General features: G+C 61.7%; 21 protein-coding genes. 10 read left to right on the top strand and 11 right to left on the bottom strand.

Features of this window, described 5'->3' with window-relative positions; all coding sequences use genetic code 11:
• Window positions 1–49: 49 nt before the first annotated feature.
• On the bottom strand, window positions 50–1,726 hold the full coding sequence (gene leuA, locus EKL02_RS01620) for a 2-isopropylmalate synthase (RefSeq protein ID WP_128900400.1): 1,677 nt from the start codon (window positions 1,724–1,726) through the stop codon (window positions 50–52).
• Between the two features lie 273 nt (window positions 1,727–1,999).
• Here leuA and EKL02_RS01615 point away from each other — a divergent pair, with 273 nt between their 5' ends.
• The 4 genes from EKL02_RS01615 (at window position 2,000) to EKL02_RS01600 (ending at window position 5,791) form a co-directional block, all read left to right on the top strand.
• Window positions 2,000–2,470 carry an Lrp/AsnC family transcriptional regulator gene (locus EKL02_RS01615; RefSeq protein ID WP_206732435.1) on the top strand — a complete coding sequence of 157 codons (471 nt, stop codon included), beginning with the start codon at window positions 2,000–2,002 and terminating at the stop codon, window positions 2,468–2,470.
• Between the two features lie 55 nt (window positions 2,471–2,525).
• The gene (locus tag EKL02_RS01610; protein ID WP_128900398.1) at window positions 2,526–3,332 is read left to right on the top strand and encodes a PPK2 family polyphosphate kinase; all 807 of its coding nucleotides are present in this window, start codon (window positions 2,526–2,528) and stop codon (window positions 3,330–3,332) included.
• Window positions 3,333–3,394: 62 nt separating this feature from the next.
• Window positions 3,395–5,005, top strand: coding sequence for a mucoidy inhibitor MuiA family protein (locus EKL02_RS01605; protein WP_128900397.1), 1,611 nt, complete (start codon window positions 3,395–3,397; stop codon window positions 5,003–5,005).
• Window positions 5,006–5,047: 42 nt separating this feature from the next.
• Window positions 5,048–5,791 (top strand): lysophospholipid acyltransferase family protein, encoded by a 744-nt coding sequence (locus tag EKL02_RS01600; RefSeq protein WP_128900396.1) that lies wholly within the window; start codon window positions 5,048–5,050, stop codon window positions 5,789–5,791.
• Window positions 5,792–5,815: 24 nt separating this feature from the next.
• Here EKL02_RS01600 and EKL02_RS01595 read toward each other — a convergent pair whose 3' ends face one another.
• The 5 genes from EKL02_RS01595 to EKL02_RS01575 all read right to left on the bottom strand — a co-directional run bounded on the left by EKL02_RS01595 (window position 5,816) and on the right by EKL02_RS01575 (window position 9,940).
• On the bottom strand, window positions 5,816–6,700 hold the full coding sequence (locus tag EKL02_RS01595) for a transporter substrate-binding domain-containing protein (protein WP_241687763.1): 885 nt from the start codon (window positions 6,698–6,700) through the stop codon (window positions 5,816–5,818).
• 10 nt (window positions 6,701–6,710) lie between these two features.
• Complete coding sequence (locus EKL02_RS01590; RefSeq protein ID WP_128900395.1) at window positions 6,711–7,484, bottom strand: ABC transporter permease subunit; 774 nt, start codon at window positions 7,482–7,484, stop codon at window positions 6,711–6,713.
• A 78-nt stretch (window positions 7,485–7,562) separates the two neighbouring features.
• On the bottom strand, window positions 7,563–8,570 hold the full coding sequence (locus tag EKL02_RS01585) for an ABC transporter substrate-binding protein (RefSeq protein ID WP_128900394.1): 1,008 nt from the start codon (window positions 8,568–8,570) through the stop codon (window positions 7,563–7,565).
• Window positions 8,567–9,337 (bottom strand): ABC transporter ATP-binding protein, encoded by a 771-nt coding sequence (locus EKL02_RS01580; protein ID WP_128900393.1) that lies wholly within the window; start codon window positions 9,335–9,337, stop codon window positions 8,567–8,569. Before EKL02_RS01580 ends, EKL02_RS01585 begins: the two co-directional genes overlap by 4 nt.
• 153 nt (window positions 9,338–9,490) lie before the next feature.
• Window positions 9,491–9,940, bottom strand: a complete 450-nt coding sequence (locus EKL02_RS01575) for a MaoC family dehydratase (RefSeq protein ID WP_128903337.1) — start codon at window positions 9,938–9,940, stop codon at window positions 9,491–9,493.
• A gap of 118 nt (window positions 9,941–10,058) precedes the next feature.
• Between EKL02_RS01575 and EKL02_RS01570 the strand changes: the two genes are divergently transcribed.
• Entirely contained in the window at window positions 10,059–10,472 is a 414-nt protein-coding gene (locus tag EKL02_RS01570) for a PaaI family thioesterase (protein WP_347232100.1), read from the top strand.
• 14 nt (window positions 10,473–10,486) lie between these two features.
• Here EKL02_RS01570 and EKL02_RS01565 read toward each other — a convergent pair whose 3' ends face one another.
• Both EKL02_RS01565 and baeS read right to left on the bottom strand, forming a co-directional pair.
• Window positions 10,487–11,182: a response regulator gene (locus tag EKL02_RS01565; RefSeq protein WP_128900391.1), complete on the bottom strand. Its 696-nt coding sequence runs from the start codon at window positions 11,180–11,182 to the stop codon at window positions 10,487–10,489.
• 12 nt (window positions 11,183–11,194) lie between these two features.
• Complete coding sequence (gene baeS, locus EKL02_RS01560) at window positions 11,195–12,610, bottom strand: sensor histidine kinase efflux regulator BaeS (RefSeq protein WP_206732434.1); 1,416 nt, start codon at window positions 12,608–12,610, stop codon at window positions 11,195–11,197.
• A gap of 171 nt (window positions 12,611–12,781) precedes the next feature.
• Here baeS and EKL02_RS01555 point away from each other — a divergent pair, with 171 nt between their 5' ends.
• Genes EKL02_RS01555 through EKL02_RS01545 form a run of 3 tightly spaced genes read left to right on the top strand, consistent with a single transcriptional unit; the run spans window position 12,782 to window position 17,350 of the window.
• Window positions 12,782–14,008, top strand: a complete 1,227-nt coding sequence (locus EKL02_RS01555; RefSeq protein WP_128900390.1) for an efflux RND transporter periplasmic adaptor subunit — start codon at window positions 12,782–12,784, stop codon at window positions 14,006–14,008.
• A gap of 20 nt (window positions 14,009–14,028) precedes the next feature.
• Window positions 14,029–15,963 (top strand): MacB family efflux pump subunit, encoded by a 1,935-nt coding sequence (locus EKL02_RS01550; RefSeq protein WP_128900389.1) that lies wholly within the window; start codon window positions 14,029–14,031, stop codon window positions 15,961–15,963.
• 10 nt (window positions 15,964–15,973) lie between these two features.
• Window positions 15,974–17,350: an efflux transporter outer membrane subunit gene (locus EKL02_RS01545; protein WP_164931921.1), complete on the top strand. Its 1,377-nt coding sequence runs from the start codon at window positions 15,974–15,976 to the stop codon at window positions 17,348–17,350.
• 175 nt (window positions 17,351–17,525) lie between these two features.
• On the opposite strand, the gene EKL02_RS01540 is transcribed toward EKL02_RS01545, so the two are convergent.
• Window positions 17,526–17,879, bottom strand: coding sequence for a MerR family transcriptional regulator (locus EKL02_RS01540; protein WP_128900387.1), 354 nt, complete (start codon window positions 17,877–17,879; stop codon window positions 17,526–17,528).
• Window positions 17,880–17,963: 84 nt separating this feature from the next.
• On the opposite strand from EKL02_RS01540, the gene EKL02_RS01535 reads away from it, so the two are divergent.
• Together EKL02_RS01535 and EKL02_RS01530 are read left to right on the top strand one after the other, a co-directional pair.
• The gene (locus tag EKL02_RS01535; RefSeq protein ID WP_128900386.1) at window positions 17,964–18,413 is read left to right on the top strand and encodes a hypothetical protein; all 450 of its coding nucleotides are present in this window, start codon (window positions 17,964–17,966) and stop codon (window positions 18,411–18,413) included.
• A 143-nt stretch (window positions 18,414–18,556) separates the two neighbouring features.
• Window positions 18,557–19,711, top strand: coding sequence for an NYN domain-containing protein (locus EKL02_RS01530; protein WP_128900385.1), 1,155 nt, complete (start codon window positions 18,557–18,559; stop codon window positions 19,709–19,711).
• An 88-nt stretch (window positions 19,712–19,799) separates the two neighbouring features.
• On the opposite strand, the gene EKL02_RS01525 is transcribed toward EKL02_RS01530, so the two are convergent.
• Both EKL02_RS01525 and EKL02_RS01520 read right to left on the bottom strand, forming a co-directional pair.
• The gene (locus EKL02_RS01525) at window positions 19,800–21,095 is read right to left on the bottom strand and encodes a sorbosone dehydrogenase family protein (RefSeq protein WP_128900384.1); all 1,296 of its coding nucleotides are present in this window, start codon (window positions 21,093–21,095) and stop codon (window positions 19,800–19,802) included.
• Window positions 21,096–21,312: 217 nt separating this feature from the next.
• A complete protein-coding gene (locus tag EKL02_RS01520; RefSeq protein WP_128900383.1) occupies window positions 21,313–22,530 on the bottom strand; it encodes a YbfB/YjiJ family MFS transporter in 1,218 nt (405 codons plus the stop codon).
• Between the last annotated feature and the right edge of the window lie 18 nt (window positions 22,531–22,548).

Raw genomic sequence — 22,548 nt, 5'->3', positions numbered from 1 at the left:
AAAGGCTCCCTGCCAAGTCGGGAGCCTTTTCTTTATTGTGCCGCAGGCTTCAGGCTGCCAGCGCCTCGCCGCTACTTGAACGCGCCCGGTTCAATGCTGCCAATACGGCTTTCAGCGAGGCACTCACGGTATCGTGGTCGAAAGCGGCACCGGAATAGCGCTGGCCATCGATATTGAGCTGCACATAGGCCGCCGCTTCGGCATCGGTGCCGGCGCCGATGGCATGTTCGCTGTAATCGACCACGTTGATTTGCCGGCCGCTGTGACGCATCAGGGCATCGACGAAGGCCGACAGGGCGCCTTCACCTTCGCCGCGCAACTGGCGCGTTGCACCATTTTCGTCAATGGCCGCCTCGATGGCGTCATGGCCACCTTCATGGCGGATCTGGTAACCCTGCAGGACCAGCGCGCCGCTTTCAACGACGAAATTCTTGCGGAACAGGGCATGGATGGTGGCGCCATCGATCTCGCCGCTGACGGCTTCGCTGGCCTTTTGCACCACCTGCGCCAGGTCCACCTGCATCCAGCGCGGCAACACCAGGCCAAAGTCGCGTTCCAGCACGAAGGCGACGCCGCCCTTGCCGGACTGGCTATTGACGCGAATCACCGCCTGGTAATCGCGGCCGAGGTCTTTTGGATCGATCGGCAGGTAAGCCACCTGCCATGCCTCCTCTTCCTGTTGCTGGTGCAGGCACTTGCGAATGGCATCCTGGTGGCTGCCGGAAAACGCCGTGTAGACCAGTTCGCCAAACCAGGGATGACGCGGATGCAGGGGGATGCCGGTGCATTCGGTGGTGACGGCAATGATCTCGTCGGGGTTGGACAAGTCGAGCTCGGGGTCGATGCCCTGGCTATACAGGTTCATCGCCATGGTGGTGATATCCATATTGCCGGTGCGCTCGCCATTGCCCAGCAAGGTGCCCTCGACGCGATCGGCGCCGGCCAAAACAGCCAGCTCGGCCGCCGCCACGCCGCAGCCCCGGTCGTTATGCGTATGCACCGAAAGGATCAGGGCGTCGCGCCGGCTGACGTGTGTGGCGAAATACTCGATCTGGTCGGCATACACATTCGGCGTGGTGCTTTCGACGGTGGCGGGCAGATTGATGATGCAGGGTTTTGCCGCGGTCGGCTGCCACACATCCATCACGGCCTCGCATACCTCGACGACGAAATCCATCTCGGTATTGGAAAAGCTTTCCGCCGAATACTCGAAAGTCCAGTCGCATTCGGGATGCTTGTCGGCCTCGCGTTTGACCATGGCCGCGCCCTTGCGGGCGATGTCGGCGATGCCGGCACGATCGAGGCCAAAGACGCGCTCGCGCTGCACCGTCGATGTCGAGTTGTACACGTGGACAATCGCCCGCTTGGCGCCTTGCAAGGCTTCAAAGGTACGCACGATCAAATCCTCGCGCGCCTGCACCAGCACCTGCACCGTGACATCGTCGGGAATCTGTTTCGCCTCGATCAGCCAGCGCACGAAATCGTAATCCGGCTGCGACGCCGAAGGAAAGCCCACCTCGATTTCCTTGAAACCGAGCTTGACCAGCAAGGCCCACAGCCGGCGCTTCTGGCCGACATTCATCGGTTCCAGCAGAGCCTGATTGCCGTCACGCAGGTCGACGCTGGCCCAGCGCGGCGCACGCGTAATCGTGCGGCTCGGCCACTGGCGGGCGGGAAGGTTGACGACGGGGGCTGCGCGGTACTTGCGATGGTCAAAGGCTTTCATGTTTTCTTTCAGATTCAGTAGTCATCATTATTGTTGCCGTCTTGCCCGGGTAAGGCCATGACCGCGCCCGGCCTTGTGAGCCGGGCGCGCATGCCCGATCGAAGTGATATTCATCGAACGAAACCGTAGGTAACGGACAGTGAAAGATTAACGCAGCTGCCGCGCAATGTGCTTGCAAAGATTGGCCTGAATTGACTTATATTGCAATAATATTGCAATATTCAATGATTATACGGCATACTTAGCCGATCAAAACGAATTTCGCCCAATCTCATGCAACTGGACCGCTACGACCGCCATCTTCTGGAAGTCCTGCAACAGGATGGCCGCATCAGCAACCAGGACCTGGCCGACCGCATCGGCCTGTCACCCTCGTCCTGCCTGCGCCGCCTGCGCACCCTGGAAGAAAGCGGCCTGATCACGGGCTATCGCACCCTGCTCGATGCCAAGAAGCTGGGCCTGTCGCTGATGGCGCTCGTGCATATCTCGATGGACCGCCACACGCCGGAGCGCTTCGCCAATTTCGAAAGCATCGTCGGCAGCCTGCCGGAAGTGCTGGAATGCCTGCTGATCACCGGCCAGGATGCCGACTACCAGTTGAAGGTGGTGGTGCGCGACATGGATGCCTACCATGAGCTCCTGCTCAACAAGATCACCCGCATCGAGGGCGTCTCCGGCGTGCATTCAAGCTTCGTGCTGCGGCGCGTGCTCAGCAAGACTTCCTTGCCGCTCGACGGCATCTGAAAGCGGCGCTATGCTGTAGCGGCCAGGCAGTTGTCACCATTAAAAGGACCTCAGCATGAATGCAAAAGCACTTTTCCGCGCCAGCCTCCCGCTCAAGCTGAAAGAAGAAGCCGCAGGAGACAAGCCGCTTTCCAGCGGCGACAAGGCTGCGGACCAGGCCCGCACTGCCGAACTGGCCGAGGAAATCAGCACCTGGCAGGATATCTTCTATGCTGAAAACCGCCGCAAGTTGCTGGTGGTATTGCAAGGCATGGACACCAGCGGCAAGGACGGGACAGTACGCGGCGTGTTCCATCGCCTCGATCCGCTGGGCGTGCGCACCGTTTCCTTCAAGTCGCCCACCGCGGCGGAACTGGCGCACGACTATCTCTGGCGCGTCCACCGCGAAGTGCCGGCGCAGCGCGAACTGGTCATTTTCAACCGCAGCCATTACGAAGACGTGCTGTGGCCGGCGGTGCATGACCAGATCGATGCGAAGGAATGCAAGCGCCGCTACCGGCAGATCCAGGAATTCGAACGCATGCTGGCCGAAACCGGCACCGTGCTGCTGAAATTTTTTCTGCACATCTCGCGCGATGAACAGAAAAAACGCCTGGAAGAACGCCTGGCCGACCCCGAAAAGCACTGGAAAGTCGACCTCAACGACCTGGAGGAGCGCAAGTACTGGAACGATTACCAGCACCTCTATGAAAAGGCGATCGGCGAAACCGATACCGACGAAGCGCCATGGTACGTGATCCCTGCCGACAGCAAGACCCACCGCAACCTGGCGATCGCCTCGGTGGTCGGCGAGACCATGAAGGCAATGAAACTGGCGTACCCGGCGCCGAACCCGGATTATTTCAAGACGCAAGTGAAATAGAAAGCCGCCAGCGCCGCAGCAGACCATCCCGCAACCCATCGCCCTCATTCAGGATTGCCCACATGCCCAACCCGACCCGCATCAGCCTCGCCCTCGCACTGTGCTTTGTCTCCCTAAGCCATGCCGCTGCCGACAGCCGCACGCCCATCACTGCCGTGGTGCTGTATCCGGGCAGCGCCACGGTGGAGCGCACAGCGCAGGTCGCACCCGGCATGACCCGGCTGGAAATCGCCGACTTGCCGGCGAACTTCGACATGCAAACCTTGCGCGCGCAAGCCGACGCCGGCATCCAGATCGGCCAGATCGTGACGCGGGAGATCGGCCGCACAGAAAGCGCGGGCGCGCGCGAAGCGGAACTCGAGGCGAAAATCCAGGCCTTGCAGGACAAACTGGCGGAACTCGATGTCGATGCCAAATCGGCCGCGCTGGTGCAAAAATTTCTTGAGAACATGCACGGCGCCGACGCCACCGCGGGCGGCAGGCAAATGCCCTACATCGACGCCAGGTCGATGGCAACGCTGCTGGATACGATCCGCCGCGGCGGCAGCGACGCCTTCGAGCGCATCCAGAAAGTCGAGGTGCAAAAACGTGAAGTCAACAAGCAGATCGAGGCGCTGCAACGCGACCTGGCCAAGGTACAAAGCGGTGCAAGGGATACCCGCACCATCACGGTCAACCTGGTGGTGCGCCAGGCCGGCGCCCTGAAACTGCGCTACCAGGTGAACGGCGCCGGCTGGAAGCCAGGCTACCGCGCGCTGCTGGATTCTGCTGCATCGACCGTGGAACTCGAACGCCTGGCGACGGTGTCGCAAAAAACCGGTGAGGACTGGTCCAACGTCAAGCTGACGCTGTCGACCGGCCAACCGCGCCTGTCGCCGCAGGCGCCGGAGCCGCAACCGTGGCTGCTGGGATATCGCAAGCCGATGCCGCAGCAGCTAAGCGGATATGCCGCACCTGCCGCCGCACCAGCGCCGAGTGCCGCGGCGAGCCTGCGCGCACTGGCGAAGGAAGAAGCCGCCGACAATTACCAGCCGCCCGTGCTTGAAACCCAAGGCGCCTTCGCCACCGAGTTTGCCGTCCCCGCCCGCGTCAACCTGGCAGCCGATGGCCGGGAAGTATCGGTGGCGCTGGCGAAACAGACGCTCCCGGTCAAGCAGCGCGTGCGCGTGGTGCCGCGCATGGACAAATCTGCCGTGGTCACCGCCGAGGCAGCCAGGCCGGCGGGCGTATGGCTGCCGGGCGGCATCCAGCTGTTTCGCGATGGCAGCTATGTGGGCGCAACCCGTTGGGATGCACAAGCCTCGGACAAATTCATCTTCCCGTTCGGCCGCGATGACCTGATCCGCGTGGCAGTCGACCGCACTGGCGAGCAATCCGGCAGCACCGGTCTCCTCACGCGCCAAAACCAGCGCAAGATCGCCGATGTCTACACTGTCACGAGCTTCCACAAGACGCCGGTGGAGCTGCTGGTGCTGGAATCGTCGCCGGTTTCCACTGCCGAGGAAATCCAGGTAGAGGCCATTTACCAACCGCAGCCGTCGAACACGTCCTGGGAAAGCCGCCGTGGCGTGGTTGCCTGGGAAACGACGATCAATCCGAACCAGGCCTTGAAGTTCGGCGTCAATTACACCATCACCTATCCCCAGGAAGGTCGCGTTACGGGATTGCCCTGATGCACATGTGGCAGTAGACTGGCAAAAAACAGGGGCCACCTCATGCTGCCATTGCTGCGCCTCCTGCGAAGAATCGCAGGCTGGCTGGATTTCATTGTATTCACCGCGCTGCTCTACCTGCTGACCTGGCTGCCCTGGCCGGGCCGGCATCCGGTGGCGCGCCTGTTCCATGCGTGGTGCCGCGCCTTCGTGCGCGCGCTCGGCGTCGACCTGCACCTGCACCAGAAAAACCGCAAGCCCCTGCCGCAGCGCTACATCCTGATCGCCAACCATCCGAGCGCCTTCGAGGATATCGGCATCCCTGCGCTGTTTGACGTGGTGTCGCTGGCCAAGCTGCAGGTGCAGGACTGGTTCATTGTCGGACGCATCAGCCGCGCCGCCGGCACCTTGTATGTCGACCGGGACGACCCGGCCTCGCGCCAGCAATCGATCCAGACCATGGCCGATGCGGTCAATGCCGGCCAAAACATCGCGCTGTATCCGGAAGGCGGCTGCAAGGGGCGGCGCCTGCATTCCGAATTCAAGTCAGGGGCGTTTGAAGTGTCGATACGCACCGGCATCCCGATCCTGCCGGTCTTCCTGCATTACGAAGCGCAGGACGATTTCGAATGGCAGCCGCCCTATACCCTGCCGGACAAGATCCGCCACATGGCAAGCGCGGTCAACAACCGGGCCAATTTCTATGTGTACGATCCAATGGACCCGAAGGATTACGCCGACAAGTATGCGATGAAGGCTGCGGCGTATGAAATGTATGTGCGCTGGAATGCGCAATACCTCGAATAGAACAAGAACAGGAATGCGCCGCACTCAGTGGCAGTCCGGCACGTCCTGGTCGAGATAGACTTCGAAGGCGATATTGCGCGCCATCAGCCGCAACTGCTGCTGCAGGGCGCCGCTGGCCTGCCACTCCTGCGCCACTTGCTCGAACCAGGCACGCGCTTTGGCATCACCGGCAGGCAGCACGAACGCGAGCGGCGTACCGGCGCCGGGCGCGGGCGCCAGCCGCGCGGAAAACTTTTTCCACTCGGGCAGCCTGAGCAATTCTTCCAGCAGTGCGGCATCGTGGATGGTCGCGTCGCAGGCGCCAATGCGCAAGCCCAGCAGGGCATCGGCGGCGGCCCGGTAGGGCTTTTCGGTGGCGCCGTAACGCGCCGCCAGGCCCGCATGACGGCTGCCCTGGGGCACGCATACGCTACGTCCCTTCAACTGTTCCCAGGTCTTGATCGTGGTATCGGAGCGCATGATCGCCATCGGTGCGGCGACATAACCTGTGGCGACGATCACGGTGTCGCCAGGTCCGGCGTCTTTGCCCGACGCCAGCGCCAGCAAGAGATCCGCCTTGCGCGACTTCAGCAGTGCGCCATCCCTGGCAGACCCGGTTGTGACGGCGACCGCCTTGACGCCAAGGCGCCTGGCCAGGTCTTGCGCCAGCGCTTGCTCGATATTTTCGGGTGTGCGGAATTTATTGGCGGTGCCGGGCACGAACTCGGGCGCCACATACTGCATGCCGGTTTTCAACTCGCCGCGCTGGCGAATTTTTTCCAGCGTGGACGCCGCGTCAGCAGCGTCAGCAGCGTCGGCGGCATTGGCGCCGAACGCCGGCAGCATGCCCGCCAACAGCGCCGCCACCGTCACGCCCCCCCGGAGCATCCGGGGCAGGCAGCGATGGACCGAAGGCGGCAGCGGCGTCATGATCACATGCTCAGACGTACTGGTACCGCAGTACGCGGTGCTTGAGGTTTTCCAGCACCAGCTGGTCGATCAGCGGCGCGAGAATCGCAATCGCCAGGATATTCATCATCACGCCCACCATGTCGGCGGTCTCGCCGGCATACGACAGCGAACGCCCCAGGCCTTTGCCAAAGCCGATCAGCATCTCGGCCGAGATCAGCGCGCGCCAGGCATTGCCGAAGGCGAGCTGGGCCCCGGTGATCAGTTCCGGCATCACCGCCGGCAGGTAGACGCGGCGCAGCATGTCCAGGCGCGAGGCGCCCATCACGCGCGCGGCCGCCACATGCACCTTTTGCACGCTTTCGGTCGCGTTCATCACCGACAGGGCCGCGGGGAAGAAGGCGGCAATCGCCACCACCACGATGATCGGCATATTGCCGAAGCCCATCAGGATCAGGAACAGCGGCACCCAGGCGATCGAGGGAATCGATTGCAGGATGATGATGGCGGACTTGAGCACTTCGCGGAAAAAGAACAGCACCGCGCCGACCAGGCCAAAGCCGATGCCGAACAGCAGGGCGGCGCCGTAGCCGCTGCCCAGGCGCACCAGGCTGCCCCACAGGGCAGCGCGGAAGGATTCCGACTGGATCTCTTGCCACAAGCGCGCGATCACTGTCGGCACGTCCGGCATCAGGAAGTCCGGCAAGATCCAGGCGGCGATTTGCCATCCCAGCAAAATGAGGACGACCGCCACGGCGAAGGCGATTTTTTTATGGAAACCGGAAAGACGGGTCTGGGTGCTCATGTCTATTTCAAAACAAGATGGCCGGCAGAACGCCGGCCATCGTTAATCTGCGAAAGCCGCAGTATAGCAATTTACCGCTTAAAACTTGCGCGCCTTTTGCCAGGACAGGTCGAGGATGCTCTTGACGTCAAACGGCTTGCCATCCTTGGTCTTCAAGGAACCCTGGTCCTGCAGGATGTCGGCGATTTCCTGCATGCGCGCCTCTTCCTTGGGCGTCACGACCGGCGAAAAGGTCTGGCTCTTGATGGCAGCCGTGATCACTTCGTCGCGCGGCAGGTCGCCCTTGTTGAGGGTTTTGAGGGTCGGCTCGGAAATGAAATAGCTGGAAATCAGCTTGGACGCCTCTGCCGGCTTCTTGCTCAGCAGGTCGATAGCTTCCTTTTGCGCATCGAGCGATTTCCAGACATCGGCGTGGCGTTTTTTCAGGGTCTCGCCCGAAGTGATCACCACCATGCAGGGGAAAGGCCAGACTTCGCCGACTTCATAGATTTGCTTGACCGGCGCAATCAGCTGGGCGATGCTGGCTTGCGGCTCGAACAGGAAGGCCGCATCGACGCGCTTGCCGACCAGCGACTGCACCGCCACCTGCGGCGAGACGCCCATGATGTTGAGGTCGTCGGCTTTCAGGCCGGCGTTCTTCAGCACGACGCCCTTCAAGACCGTGTCGGCAGTGCTGCCCTCGGCTTGCGAAGCCAATGTCTTGCCCTTCAGGTCAGCGACCGTCTTGATGCCGGTTTCATCGCGCACCAGGATCGCATGGTAGCCGTGCTGGGCGCCGCCCACCACTTTCAGGTCGGCGCCCTTGGATGCCCAGGCCACCGCATTGGTAAAGCCCAGCACACCGGTATCGAGCTGGCCGCCGACGATGGCCTTGATCAGGTCGGTGCCGGACTTGAATTCGACCAGTTCCACATCCAGGCCATGCTTCTTGTACAAGCCGCCTTCAAACGCGGCAATCGCCTGGGCATCGTCCATGACGCGCAGGTAACCGACCTTGAATTTTTCGGCAGCCACGGCCTGGCCGGCCAGCGACAGCGCAGCCACCGCTGCGAGCATCAGATGGGACAATTTCGGGAACAATTTCATGCTTCAACTCCTTCCAATGGTTTAACTTCCTCATGCTCGGCGTGAATCCCGAGCAGGCAGAGAATCTCGCGGCGCATGGCCGCAAATTCCGATAAATCGTGCGTCTTGGTGTGCCGGTCGAGATGAAACTCTTTCAACACTGTCGCCGGGCGCGGGCTGAACACGACGATGCGGTCAGCCAGAAACAGTGCTTCGTCAACATCGTGGGTCACCAGCAGCACGGTCGGGCGCACTTCATGGATCAGGTCGCGCAAGGCATCCTGCAGCGTCATGCGCGTCAGCGCATCCAGCGCGCCGAAAGGCTCGTCCAGGAGCAGCACCTTGGGTTGCGAAACGAAGGCGCGTGCCAGCGCCGCGCGCTGGCGCATGCCGCCGGAAACCTGGTGCGGGTAATAATCTTCAAAGCCCTGCAACTTGACCTTGGCCAGCCAATCTACTGCCTGTTGGCGCGCCTGCGCCTTGCCGACTTTCTGGAACTCCAGCGCCAGCGCCACGTTCCCCACCAGGGTCAGCCAGGGATACAGGGCGTTTTCCTGGAACATCAGCATGCGTTCCGGATGCGGCCCGGCCACCGGCTGCCCATCAGCCAGGATGCTGCCGCCGCTCGGCTTTTCCAGGCCGGCCGCGATATGCAGCAAAGTCGATTTGCCGCAGCCGGAAGGGCCGACTAACGCGACCAGTTCACCGGTTTGCATTTCGGAGCTGAATTGCTCGACGACCTGCAAGTCGGAAAAGTTCTTTGCAATTTTGTTAAAAGACAGTTTCATTGGAAACCAAATCCCGTGACGGCCAACCCGACATTATAAAAGACTTGGCGATGCTTTACAGATTAGCCAGCAGTTGCCTCTTGTACAAGGATTATTATTGCCTATGCTTATGATTGCACCGCATATGGGCAGCTCGCCCCTCGGGCTTTTCTTTTACCCGGGTTTGCGCGCGACGACCATATTGGCAATAAACACCTGCACCGGTTCGTCATGCTGGTTGAACGTGGTCGTGCGCACCTTGACGAGGCCTTGCTCGGGGCGTGTTTTGGAAGGCCGCACTTCCAGGATTTCGCTTTCAATACGCAACGCGTCGCCCGGGCGTACCGGCCGCGGCCAGCGCAACTCTTCAACGCCAGCACCGATCAAACCGCCCGCAGGCTTGAACGGGCTGTCGACGAAAAGCCGCATGGTCAACGCCGCCGTATGCCAGCCACTGGCGGCGAGGCCGCGAAACAGGGTATCGCGCGCCAGTTCGTCATCGAGATGGAAGGGCTGCGGATCGAATTCGGCCGCGAATGCCTTGATCTTGTCCGCATCGACGCTGATGGGCCCGTATTCAAAGCGCTGTCCCGGCGCGAGGTCTTCAAGATAATGCGGGAACACTTGTTTCTGCATGGTGGCTTCTCCATTCAATGAATTGTTGCAGTGCCCTGCTGCGATGCTTGCCAGTTTAATGATACATTCGAAATTTAAAAATCCCCGAATCCATTTCACGAAATCCATCATGGCCACGAAGGAAGAAATCGCTGCATTCATCGTTACCGAGTTCCCGCAAACCAAGTGCGTTGTACGCGAGGTCGGCAACGGTGGCGCCACCATCCTTCACGAAGTCGGCGTGAGTGAATTGCGCCCCGGCGGCACGGTGTCCGGCCCGGTGCTCATGGAAGTCGCCGACGTTGCGCTATACGTCGCCATTCTCGGAGAAATCGGCATCGTGCCGCTGGCCGTGACCACCAGCCTGACCATCAATTTCCTGCGCAAGCCGGCGGCGGACAAAAGCATTGTCGGCGTCTGCAAGCTCATCAAGGTCGGCAAGTCCCTGGCGGTGGGCGAAGTCTCGCTCTATTCGGAAGGCGCCGTCGAACCCGTGGCGCACGTGGTGGGGACGTATTCGATTCCGCGCCGCACCGCCTGACTGCAGCAGGGGACCTAGCGCTCGAAGCGGTATCCCAGCCCGTAGATGGAGTGGATCAGTTCATGGTCGGGCGAGACCTGGTCGAGTTTGCGGCGCAGGTTCTTGATATGGGTATCGACCGTGCGGTCGGTGACGACCCGATAGTCTGAATACACCTTGCTCATCAACTGGTCGCGGGAGAATACCCGGCCCTCATTGTCGCAAAGGGTCTTGAGCAAGCGGAATTCCACCGGTGTCAAATCCAGTATCTGGCCATTGAGCGTGGCTTCATGGGTTGCCTCATCCATGACGAGGCCGGACGGCGCTGCTGTCTTGTCGCTGCCATAGCCGGCACGGCGCAGCATGGCCTGGACGCGCGCCACGACTTCGCGCGGGCTGAAGGGCTTGCAGACATAATCGTCGGCGCCGATTTCCAGTCCCAGCAAGCGATCGATTTCTTCGACCCGGGCAGTCACCATGATGACCGGCACGTGGCTGAAGCTGCGCAACTCCCGGCAAATCTCGATGCCATCTTTGCCAGGCAACATCACGTCCAGCAGCACCAGGTCCGGCGCCGACTGCCTGACTGCGCCAATGACCTCCAGGCCATTGCCGATGGTGACCGTGCGGTAACCGCTGGCATGCAAATAATCCGCCAGCAGCGCCGCGAGCTTGGGCTCATCTTCGACAATCATGATGCATGCGGCAGTGGCCGACGCGGTCTTAGGCATGATGAAACATCCTCATGAAGCAACGCCATTGGCCAGCGGCAGCACGACGGTGATGCACAAGCCGCCCAATGCCGACGCGCTTGCCGCTATCGTACCCTGATGGGCTTCGACAATGTTGCGGCTGATCGCCAGGCCCAGCCCCGCGCCGCCGGTGACGCGGCTGCGCGATTGTTCGCCGCGAAAGAAACGCTCGAACAAGTGCGGCAGCATGTCGTCGGCAATGCCGGGCTTGGTGTCCTGGAATACCAGCGTGACCGTGCGCTGATCCAGCGCTGCGGTGATCACCAGCTTGCCGCCGGCATCCGTATAGCGGGCGGCGTTTTCCAGCAGATTGGTGAACAACTGGCGCAGGCGATTCGGATCGGCATGGCAAAACGCCGCCTGGTGTATGGGTATCGCGATTTCCAGCGCAATGGCGCGCTGGGCAAACCGCTCCTGGAAGGCATCGGCCGTCATGCGCAGCACTTCCAGGATGTCGGCATGCACCTTCCGGTAGCTCAATGCACCGGCATCGGACAGCGACAACTCGTACAGGTCATCGATCAGCTTGCCCAGCGTGGCCACTTCCGACTGCAATGACTGGATTGCCGCGGGCGTCAACGGCCGCACGCCATCCTGCAGCGCTTCGAGTTCCCCCTTCAGCACCGCGAGAGGCGTGCGCAATTCATGCGAAACATCGGCCATGAAGGCACGCCGCAGCTTTTCGTTCTTACCCAGCGTAACAGCCAGATGATTGAAGTCTTCGGCGAGCTGGCCGAGCTCGTCGCGGCTGGTCAGGGCCACCCTGGTGGCATAGTCGCCGGTCGTCAGGCGATGAGTGGAGGCGGCAATATGCCGCAGCGGCGCCAGGAACATGCGAGCCAGCAGCCAGGCCACCAGCGCGGCCAGCAAAATGGCGATCCCGCCAATGACCGAACTGGATTTCAGTTGCTGTTCCTGAAACCGCAACGCCGCGCCCGTGCTCACTTGCTGGAACGGCACCAGCGCCACCCAGCCCACGGTGGTGCCGCCGACATCAATTGCCTTGAGTTTGGCATTCTGGCTCACGCGCGGGTTGCCGATCACGAGCTGTTTGCCGGCGTCGAGCAGACTCACCCGCAGGTTCAAGCCGGTCAGGTCGGACTCCGGCGGCGGCCTGCGGTGCTGCCCCGTCGTCTCGTCGGACGGCGCCATGCCCGGCGGGCGGATCAGGGAAAACCAGCGGCGCGGATTATCGCGCAGGAAATCCCAGCTGCCATGCTGTTCATAGGCATTGGCCAGGGTCGGGCGCAGGGTTTCCATGCGCTGCTCTTCCTGCTCGTTGAGGTAGCCCAGAAAGCCGTGGTTGAAGCTGGTACGTATCGCCGCCGCCATGGCCAGCGCAATCACCACGCAGGTCAGCAGGATGGCAAAAAACAGCTTCGAGGTAATGCCGAGTCGGATGGACATTTGCGTTAATTGCAAAGGATCAAGCCCCCATTATAGAGGGGCTCATGCGGGCCGAACCGGGCGCGCGCCAATCTTCAAATTTTCTTCACATTTGCCATGCATGATGGATAGATCGCAAAAAGCCGGCGAAGCGGCACACCGCTGCGAGCCGATTTTTGAAGGGAATTCAACATGTCCGGAAAAACAACTTTCTCTCCTGTCGCGGCCCTGCTGCGCTCGCGCAAGCTCCTTATCGCCGCCCTCGTCGCAACCGCCCTGGTTGGCTGTGGCGTCGCTGCCAACAGCTATTTCGCCAGAAAGAATGCGGCGCCCCTCAATACCGTCACCGTCACGCAAGGCGATATTGAAAAGACGGTCACATCCCTTGGCAAGCTCAAGCCAAAGGATTACGTCGATGTCGGCACCCAGGTATCCGGGCAATTGAAAAAGGTGGCAGTTGCCATCGGTGACCGCGTCAGCAAGGGTGACCTGATTGCCGAAGTCGATGCGACCGTGTACGAGACCAAGATCCGCACCGGCCGCGCCAATCTCGAAAACCTGCGCGCGCAGCTGGTCCAGCAGCAAGCCGAAGCCAGCCTGGCGCAGCAGCAATACAACCGCAACCGGGACTTGCTCCAGGAGCGCGCCATCAGCCAGGAAACCGTCGAGGCCAACCAGTCGGCGCTGCAAGTCGCCAAGGCCAAGGTGGCTGCAACCCAGGCCCAGATCAAGGCATCGCAATCCACGCTGGACGGCGATGCCGCCAATCTCGGCTACACCAAGATCTATGCACCGATGGCCGGCACGGTGGTGTCGCAAACCACGCTGCAAGGCCAGACGGTCAACGCCAACCAGGCCGCGCCGGTGATCGTGCGCGTGGCCAACCTGGACACCATGACCGTCTGGGCGCAGGTCGCCGAAGCCGACATCACCCGGGTCAAGGCCGGCGCGCCTGCGTACTTCACCACCCTGGGCAATGCCGAGCGGCGCTGGAAGGGTACGGTACGCCAGGTCATGCCTACGCCGGAAACCGTCAACGATGTGGTGCTGTACAACGTGCTGGTCGATGTCGACAACCGCCAGCAGGCATTGATGACCGACATGACCGTGCAGGTGTTCTTTGTTCTGGACGAAGCCCGCGATGCGCTGCTGGTGCCGCTGGCCGCCTTGCAGCAGGCGCGCGGAAAGGACCCGTCGCTGTACCGCGCCCGCGTAGCCACGGCCGCTGGCGTCGCCGAGCGCACCGTCAAGGTCGGCGTCACCAACCGCACGACTGCCGCAGTCCTCGCCGGCCTGAATGCCGGCGACAAGGTGGTGGTGGCGCAGGGCAGCCCGGCCCAGGCCGGCGCCGGCCGCAACGCCGGCAATGCCGGCGCCCGCCAGGGCGCTCGCGGCATGGGCATGGGCCCGCGACTCTAAGACGAATCGACGGGGACACCATGAGCACGCCGCTACTTGATTTGCAAAATATTACCCGCACCTACGCCACCGGCGACGCCGTCGTGCGCGCGCTGGATGGCGTGTCGCTGACAATCCATCCCGGCGAATTCGTCGCCATCATGGGGCAGTCGGGTTCCGGCAAATCCAGCCTGATGAATATCATCGGCTGCCTGGACCGGCCGAGCAGCGGCAGCTATCACGTCGAGGGGCGCGATGTCACCACCCTGACCAAGGATGAGCTGGCATCCCTGCGCCGCGACACGTTCGGCTTTGTTTTCCAGCGCTACAACCTGCTGCCCTCGGTGACTGCCGCGGAAAACGTCGAGCTGCCTGCGATCTATGCCGGCAGCGGCAAGCGCGAGCGCATCGAGCGTGCGCATGCGCTGCTGGACAAGCTCGGGCTCGGCGACCGGGTCCAGCACCGGCCGACCGAGTTGTCCGGCGGCCAGCAGCAGCGCGTCTCGATCGCCCGCGCGCTGATGAATGGCGCCGAAGTCATCCTGGCCGACGAGCCGACCGGCGCGCTGGATAGCAAGAGCGGCGAGGAAGTCTTGCGGCTCCTGAAGCAGTTGCATGCGGATGGCCACACCATCATCCTGATTACCCACGATCCGAAGGTCGCAGAAAACGCCCAGCGTGTCATCAATATTGCCGACGGCCGCATCGTCAGCGATACCGGTGTTGTCGCCGCAGCCCCCGATCACCAGCGCGTCCGGCGTCAGGCCGGCGCCAATGCTTCCTGGCTGCCGGACCTCGGCGAAGCCGTCAAGATGGCGCTGCGCTCGCTGCGCGGCAACCTGTTTCGCAGCGCACTGACCTTGCTTGGCGTGGTGATCGGCGTCGCCGCCGTGGTCGCCATGCTGGCCATCGGCAATGGCAGCAAGCAGGATGTCATCCAGCGCATCGAATCGATGGGCAGCAACCTGTTGCTGGTGTCGCCCGGCGCACCGGGCACCCGTCCCAGCGGCGACATCGCCACGCTCGTGACGGCCGATGCAGACGCCCTGAAAGAGTTGCCGAACGTGGGCGCGGTTTCGCCGGAGCGCAGCACGCGTGCGACAGTGCGCTATGGCAGCCTCGACTTCCAGACCACCGTCAATGGCGTCTGGCCGGACTATGCCGCCACCCAGAACTGGACCATGGCATCCGGCAGCTTCATTACGCACGCCGATGTGAAAGGCTATGCGCCGGTCATCGTGATTGGCCAGACGGTGGCGAAAAGCCTGTTCCCGGATGGCGAGGATCCGGTCGGGCGCTATGTGCTGGTGAAAAGCGTGCCGTTTGAAGTGGTGGGCGTGCTGGCCGGCAAAGGCGCCAGCGCCTTCGGCTCCGACATGGACAATACTGCGCTGGTGCCGCTGTCGACCGGTTACATGCGCCTCTTCGGCAAGCAGTACCTGAACACCATCCGCATCAAGGTGGAAAGCGGCGACCAGGTCGATGCCACCCAGGCGGCCATCGAAAGCCTCTTGCTGCAGCGCCATGCCAAGGAAGACTTCCAGGTCCGCAGTACGTCTTCCCTGATGGAAGCCGCCACGGAAACGCAGAATGCCCTGACCGTGCTGCTGGCCTCCGTCGCTGCGATTTCGCTGCTGGTCGGCGGCATCGGCGTCATGAACATCATGCTGGTGACCGTCACCGAGCGCACCCGTGAAATCGGCGTGCGCATGGCCACCGGCGCGCGCGCCGCCAACATCCTCCTGCAATTCAATACCGAGGCGCTGGTCGTCTGCGGCATCGGAGGCCTGATCGGCGTGGCGCTGGGCTTTGCCTCCGGCTGGCTGGCCGAAGCGCTCGGCATGAAGGTGGCATTCACCGCGATGCCGGCGATCCTGGCATTTTTCTCGGCATTCGCCACGGGCTTGCTGTTTGGTTACCTGCCGGCGCGCAAGGCCGCCAACCTCGACCCCGTCGTCGCCCTCGCTTCGGAATAAGGAATCCATCGTGAAACTTCTGTTGAAATCCTCTGTCATTGGCCTCGTGCTGGCTTCCGTGCTTGCCGGCTGCGCGGTGGGCACCCCGTACCAGCGGCCGGACGCAGCCATCCCGGCCCAGTGGGATGGCGCAACCAGGGCAAGCCCGGCCGGCATACAGGCGGTGACTGCAGAGTGGTGGCGGCAATTCGGCAATGCCGAGCTCAATCAGCTGATGGAGCAAGCGCTGGCGGCCAACCACGATCTGGCCGCTGCGGTCAGCCGCATCCGCCAGGCGCGCGGCTCTGCCGGCATCACCGCCGCCGGACGACTGCCGTCTGCCGACCTGTCGACAAGTGCGACGCGCAGCCACAGCAACCAGACTGGCACCGGCGAGCAATCGCAACTTGGCGTAACGGTTTCCTACGAGCTCGATCTGTGGGGCGGCAAGGCGGCCGCGAGCGAGGCTGCCAATGCGCGGGTCGATTCCAGCGTGTATGACCGCGATGCAGTCGCGCTGGTTTTGCAGGCGGATGTGGCCTCGAACTATTTCCAGGCACTGGCGCTGAAAGACCGCCTGGCCATTGCCCGCAAAAACCTGGACGCGGCGCGCAATGTCCTGTCGCTGGTGGAAGTACGCTACAACAAGGGCGCCACGACCGGGCTGGAAGTATCGCAGCAGCGCACCGCCGTACTCAATATCGAAGCGCAGATTCCGCAACTGGAGCAGGACTTGCGCACCACGCAAACCGCGCTGGCGGTGTTGCTCGGCCAGGCGCCGCAAGGCTTCGCGGTGCAGGGCGCCACGCTGGCTGCCATGCAAGTGCCCGCCGTAGGCGCTTACCAGCCGGCCTCCCTGCTGGAGCGCCGCCCCGACATCAAGCGCGCCGAAGCGCAACTGGTGGCGGCCAATGCCGATATCGCCACGGCCCGCGCCGCGCTGTATCCGAACATCCGCCTGTCGGCCACCGCGATCGCCGGCGGCATCCTGACCTCCGGCGCCAGCACGCTCGGCTCGCTGGTGGCGTCGCTGACCCAGTCGCTGTTTGACGGCGGGCGCCTGCGCGGGCAAGTGGCGCTGTCGCAGGCACAGCAGGAAGAACTGGTCGCGCAATATCTGCAAAGCGTGCTGGTCAGCCTGAAGGAAGTGCAGGATAGTTTAGGCTCGGTGGCGACCACGCAGTCGCGGCAATTGTTGCTGACGCAAGCCGCGCGCGAAGCCCAGGAAGCCTTGCGCATCGCCAATGTCAAATATCAGGCCGGTGCACAAGACTTGCTGACGCTGCTCGACAGCCAGCGCACGCAACTTCAGGCCGAAGACAGCCGCGTGCAGGCCGACCTGGCGCGCTTCACTGCAACCATCGCGCTTTACAAGGCGCTTGGCGGCGGCTGGGAAGGCAAATCGTAAACCAGTGATGCCATGCCCGGGTGGATTACCGCCCTCTCTGCTATAGTCGTTGGTATTCAAATGTGCCGCACTGGGACGGCATCGAGCAGTAGCATGGGTGCGTGCATGGAAAAATCGAGAAATAGTTAGCCGCCTTTTATCCTTAAACAGCCGGATCGCCATTCCCCCTGCGACGTCAGGATGACGTCAAGGGGCAAACCTGCGCCACCCGTTCCAGCAATTCCTTCTTCAATCGCTTCAATGAAGCAATACGTTCATCGATTGCCTGCACTTTCTCCGTCAATAGCTGCGCCACCGCGGCGTCGGGACTTTCCGCATGCCACAACGCCGGCAGGCTTTCGCCGATTTCGGCAAGACTGAAGCCGAGTTTTTGCGCGGTGCGGATGTAGCCGATGAGTTGCACGGTTTCCGGCGCATAGCGTCGATAGCCGTTACTGCCCCGAACGGCCCGGATCAGGCCGCGCTTTTCATAGAAACGCAGGGTATCGCAACTCACTCCAGCCGCCTGCGCAAGTTCGCCGATCTTCATATTGAGGCTTTCTGCAAATAGTGCTTGACCCTGGAGTGTACTCCAGGCTTTAAGCTGATTGCATCGATCATTAAGGAGAAACAAATGCTTAAAACAGAACGTTATTTGCAAATCGTGCGCGCGAGTGCATGGTATGACCTCGTCGTGACCATCGGCTTCGCGACACCCTGGACTTTTGCCGCGATCCATAGCGGACTCAATTCACTGATCCAGCTCCTGGGCTTGCCGGGCGGCCTGCCGCCATTTGCGCCGGAACACATGTTGATGACCAATCTGCTCGGCTCCATTGTCACGGTCTGGGCGATCCTGCGCCTGCGCGACACACAGGTGCGCTACGGCCGCTATGATGCTGCCGGCCGCTTCCTCTTCGCGACCTGGCAGATCTATGCACTGGCGCATGGCGCCCATCCCATCCTGTTGGGCTTTATCGTCGTGGAACTCGGCTTTGGCATTGCGCAAATCCTGCCTGTGGCGCCGTTACATCCCGGCCGTGCAGGCATTGCGCCGCATTGCCGCTCAGCTGCGACTGAGTGAAGTGCAGCGGGCATCTTGCGGCAAATCGTCCTGCGGCATGCACGCACAGCGCCTTCTGGCTGGAAACGCACGGACGACGCTATTACTGCTAAGGATATAATGCAGTTCCGCACTTTCCACTGCACTTCCGAGGTGAATTACCCATGGCATCTTCCGACGACAACCTCAGCATGGCGCTGTTCTGCGATTTCGAAAACATTGCGCTGGGCGTGCGCGATGCGAAGTATGAGAAATTCGATATCAAGCCAATTCTCGAGCGCTTGCTGCTCAAGGGAAGCATCGTCGTCAAAAAGGCGTATTGCGACTGGGACCGCTACAAAGGCTTCAAGGCCACGATGCATGAGGCTAATTTTGAATTGATCGAAATCCCGCATGTGCGCCAATCCGGCAAAAACTCCGCCGATATCAGAATGGTCGTTGATGCGCTCGACTTGTGCTACACCAAATCGCATGTCAATACTTTCGTCATCATCAGCGGCGATTCCGATTTTTCGCCGCTGGTATCCAAGCTGCGCGAGAATGCCAAGCAAGTGATTGGCGTCGGCGTCAAGCAATCGACATCCGACCTGCTGGTCGCCAATTGTGACGAATTTATTTTTTACGACGACCTTGTGCGCGAAAGCCGCCGCACCAGCGCAAGGCGCGATACCCGCGACGCGCCAGTTGCAACAAAACGCCCGCCTGCCGAAGAGAGCAGCCGCAAGGATGACCTGGAGTTGCGCAGGACGCAGGCCATCGACATGGCAGTCGAAACATTCGACGCCCTGATGTCCGTGCGCGGCGACAGCGGCAAGATCTGGGCATCGATGCTCAAGCAAGCGATCAAGCGCCGCAAGCCCGACTTCAACGAGTCGCATTACGGCTTTCGCACCTTCGGCAACTTGCTGGAGGAGGCACAATCGCGCGGCCTGCTGCAATTTGGACGTGACGAAAAATCAGGCGCCTACGCTTACCGCAGCAGCAATGTCGCAGCAACCGCAGCAAGTGCGGCGGGAGGCGCAGAAAATGACGGCGCGACTGCCGTGCCAAATGTAAGCGCACAGGAAGCTGAAATCGTGCCAGAGCCGGCTGTAGCCAAGGCGGCCGAACCGCGCCAGCGCGCGCGTGGAGGACGCAAGCCGGCAAAAAATGCGCCCGATACGGCGGTTGCGGCCATCCCCGACGTGCAGACGGATGTGCCAGACGCTGTCGCACAACCGGAGACGGCACCAAATGAAGTCGCGGCAAAGCCGAGCAAAAAAGCCGCCTCGCGCCCCCGGCAACCGCGGAAAAAGCCGGCGACCACCAAGGACGAATGATCCGGCTGGCGTTAGATGAAAAGCGGTCCTTCAAACCGCGAGAAGATCGCACTTGCGCTCGCAATCGTCTTGCCAAATGGCAGCTCGCCTACTTCGATTGGCTGGCGAGGTTCGGTGCAACCCGCCATACGACATTGCCGACATCATCCGCGACCAGCAACGAGCCAGTCTTGTCGACAGCGACCCCGACCGGTCTGCCGTACGCGTCACCCTCATCGCTCAGGAAGCCGGTAAGGAAATCCTTGGGCAAACCGCTCGGCTTGCCGTCGAAAAACGGCACGAATATGACCTTATAGCCGCTACGCGGTGTGCGATTCCAGGAGCCATGCAGACCGATGAAGGCGCCTCCCGCGTACTCGGCGGGAAATTGCTTGCCGTCGTAGAAAGCCAGGCCTAGCGGGGCTGTGTGGGAGCCCAGCGCATAGTCGGGGATGATGGCCCCGGCGACCAGGTCCGGCCGCTTTTCCTCGACGCGCTCGTCGACATGCTGGCCGTAATAGCTGTAAGGCCAGCCGTAGAAACCGCCTTCCTTCACGGAAGTCAGGTAATCGGGCACGAGGTCATTGCCCAGTTCGTCGCGCTCGTTCACTACGGTCCAGAGCTGGCCGCTGTGCGGCTGCCAGCCCATGCCGTTGGGATTGCGCAGGCCCGAGGCGTACGTCCGGGATTTGCCGGCATCGAGATCCACCTGCAGAATGCCTGCGCGGCTCTCCTCCTTGTCCATGCCGTTCTCGCCAACATTGCTGTTCGACCCCACGGTGGCGTACAGAAATTTGCCGTCCGGGCTGGCGAGGATGTTCTTGGTCCAGTGATGATTGATCGAACCGGCCGGCAGGTCGACAGCCTTGACGCCTGCTTCATTGATCTCGGTCTGCCCTTCCTTGTAGGCGTAGCGCCGGATGGCATCGGTATCGGCGACGTAGAGGTTATTGCCGACCAGGGCCATGCCGAATGGCGAATTCAGGCTGGACATGAAAACGCTTTTCACCGCCGCCACGCCATCCGCATCCACGCCGCGCAAAAGCGTGATGCGGTTCGCGCTCGGACGTACTCCTGCGCCCGCCTTCTTCATGACTGCCTTCATTGCGAGACCTTTGACGCCTTTCATGTCGTCAGGCTTGGCCGGCGCATCAGTTTCGGCAACCAGCACGTCACCGTTTGGCAGCACATACAGCCAGCGCGGGTGATCCAGGCCGCTGGCGTAGGCAGAAACAGTGAAACCCTGCGGCGCAATGGGCTTGGCGCCGCGTGGCCAGCCTTTGGCCGGCGCGATATTGACGGTTGGAAAAAGGCGCTTTTCCGGTTGCGGAAGCTGCGGGGTCGGCCCCATGCCAGCTTGTTCCGGCAAGGCGGGAGTACCGACCACGGCGCAGCCTGAAAGCATGCTTATCAGGAAAACGGCAACGTTCATCTGGAGCATATGCATGTCGACTGGCGCCGTTTATTTTTCTATTTTTCAGAACCATCTGTAGATTCCGCGCAGCCCCTGGAATTCCGCCTTGCTCTCCTTCTTCATTGCGTTTTTGTTAGGAATCAATATGGATGTCAAAAGCCACGCCGCCGCAGCGCAGGGGTTTGCGCGGTCGGCAGCGTCGGCAGGCTCATCGACGCGCCGCGGATAAAGGCTGGGAACGCTCCATGCGCCACAACCACACCGCTGTCACGGCAAGCAATACGGTGGCGATCGCATTCGCCCAGCCAAATGCATCCCATCCAGCGATTTCGCCCGGACCGATGGCACGCACGACTAACGGGCCGATGATCTGACCCGCCGCAAATCCGGCGGTCATGCGTCCGAGGAGCCTGGTCGGGTCAGCAGGCATTCTTTCGCGCGCCAGCTGTAGCCCGGCCATGGTGGCAACCATAAAGGTGCCCCCGACCAGCACGGCGGAGACAGCGATGGCCCACAAGGCATTGACGAACAGCGGCAGCAGCGTGCCAAGCGCCATGCACCCTTGCGCCAGTGCCCATACGTGGATCCGCTTCCAGCCGGACATCCAGCGCGACACCAGCGCAACAGACACGGCTGCCGCAAATCCGAAGATCGGCCAGGTCAGGCCGAATATCTGCGGATCGGAGGTCAATTGCCTTGCCATTGTCGGCAAAAACGTGGCAGGGATGATGTAGCCAAAGCCGAACGTGCCATAGCAGATTACCAGCGCGGCACTTCCTTGCCGGCCTTCGGACACACTCGTTGCAATCGTGTGCTGCGCTGGTGCGCTGGCGACAGGCGCACGATCTTTCATGCAGACCATGGCCAGCATGGCGCCGGCACACGCCAGTGCGCCCAGTTCAATCCAGAGCGTTGCGGCAGATTGCTGTCCGCCCAGCCACGTCAGCACCCCTGTCACAGTGATGCCCAGCCCAACGCCGGTATAGAGCCAGCTACCCTGACCCGACGCCTGCTTCGCGGCGAGCGCATTCAGGCACCACCCGGAAGTGCATACCAGTACCCAGGCACTGAAAATGCCTGAAGCGCCCCGCAGGATCGTGCCCAGCCAGGTAACGCTGGCACCGGCAAACACGATGCCCAGGGTTGTGATGCCGATCCCTGCCAGGCCCAGCATGATGCCGCGTCGCGTATTTTTTCCGAACCTGGATGCACTTAACGCCCCGATCAGATAGCCAATGTAATTGGCCGCTGCCCATTCTGTACCGGTTGCAATGTCGATGATGCCATCCCGAAGCATCAGGGGTAGCATCGGTGTAAAGGCAAATCGCCCGATGCCCATGGCAACCGCCAGGGCAATAATGCCGCCGGCGAGGATCGGCAACGTGCTCCGGTCGCTGTCTGTTTTTCTATTCAGGGTCTGATTCATGGAAACTATTGGAATTCA

Source organism: Janthinobacterium sp. 17J80-10 (assembly GCF_004114795.1).
In the GTDB taxonomy this organism is placed as follows: Bacteria; Pseudomonadota; Gammaproteobacteria; order Burkholderiales; family Burkholderiaceae_D; genus Paucimonas.
This window is presented reverse-complemented; position numbering and strand designations above follow the sequence as displayed.

Coding starts and splice junctions, on each gene's coding strand:
- EKL02_RS01565 (WP_128900391.1), bottom strand. CDS start 11,182: ATGCCTAAGACCGCGTCGGCCACTGCCGCATGCATCATGATTGTCGAA.
- EKL02_RS01590 (WP_128900395.1), bottom strand. CDS start 7,484: ATGAGCACCCAGACCCGTCTTTCCGGTTTCCATAAAAAAATCGCCTTC.
- EKL02_RS01615 (WP_206732435.1), top strand. CDS start 2,000: ATGCAACTGGACCGCTACGACCGCCATCTTCTGGAAGTCCTGCAACAG.
- EKL02_RS01550 (WP_128900389.1), top strand. CDS start 14,029: ATGAGCACGCCGCTACTTGATTTGCAAAATATTACCCGCACCTACGCC.
- EKL02_RS01540 (WP_128900387.1), bottom strand. CDS start 17,879: ATGAAGATCGGCGAACTTGCGCAGGCGGCTGGAGTGAGTTGCGATACC.
- EKL02_RS01525 (WP_128900384.1), bottom strand. CDS start 21,095: ATGCTTTCAGGCTGCGCCGTGGTCGGTACTCCCGCCTTGCCGGAACAA.
- EKL02_RS01595 (WP_241687763.1), bottom strand. CDS start 6,700: ATGACGCCGCTGCCGCCTTCGGTCCATCGCTGCCTGCCCCGGATGCTC.
- EKL02_RS01610 (WP_128900398.1), top strand. CDS start 2,526: ATGAATGCAAAAGCACTTTTCCGCGCCAGCCTCCCGCTCAAGCTGAAA.
- EKL02_RS01600 (WP_128900396.1), top strand. CDS start 5,048: ATGCTGCCATTGCTGCGCCTCCTGCGAAGAATCGCAGGCTGGCTGGAT.
- EKL02_RS01605 (WP_128900397.1), top strand. CDS start 3,395: ATGCCCAACCCGACCCGCATCAGCCTCGCCCTCGCACTGTGCTTTGTC.
- EKL02_RS01555 (WP_128900390.1), top strand. CDS start 12,782: ATGTCCGGAAAAACAACTTTCTCTCCTGTCGCGGCCCTGCTGCGCTCG.
- EKL02_RS01530 (WP_128900385.1), top strand. CDS start 18,557: ATGGCATCTTCCGACGACAACCTCAGCATGGCGCTGTTCTGCGATTTC.
- EKL02_RS01535 (WP_128900386.1), top strand. CDS start 17,964: ATGCTTAAAACAGAACGTTATTTGCAAATCGTGCGCGCGAGTGCATGG.
- EKL02_RS01585 (WP_128900394.1), bottom strand. CDS start 8,570: ATGAAATTGTTCCCGAAATTGTCCCATCTGATGCTCGCAGCGGTGGCT.
- EKL02_RS01520 (WP_128900383.1), bottom strand. CDS start 22,530: ATGAATCAGACCCTGAATAGAAAAACAGACAGCGACCGGAGCACGTTG.
- baeS (WP_206732434.1), bottom strand. CDS start 12,610: ATGTCCATCCGACTCGGCATTACCTCGAAGCTGTTTTTTGCCATCCTG.
- EKL02_RS01580 (WP_128900393.1), bottom strand. CDS start 9,337: ATGAAACTGTCTTTTAACAAAATTGCAAAGAACTTTTCCGACTTGCAG.
- leuA (WP_128900400.1), bottom strand. CDS start 1,726: ATGAAAGCCTTTGACCATCGCAAGTACCGCGCAGCCCCCGTCGTCAAC.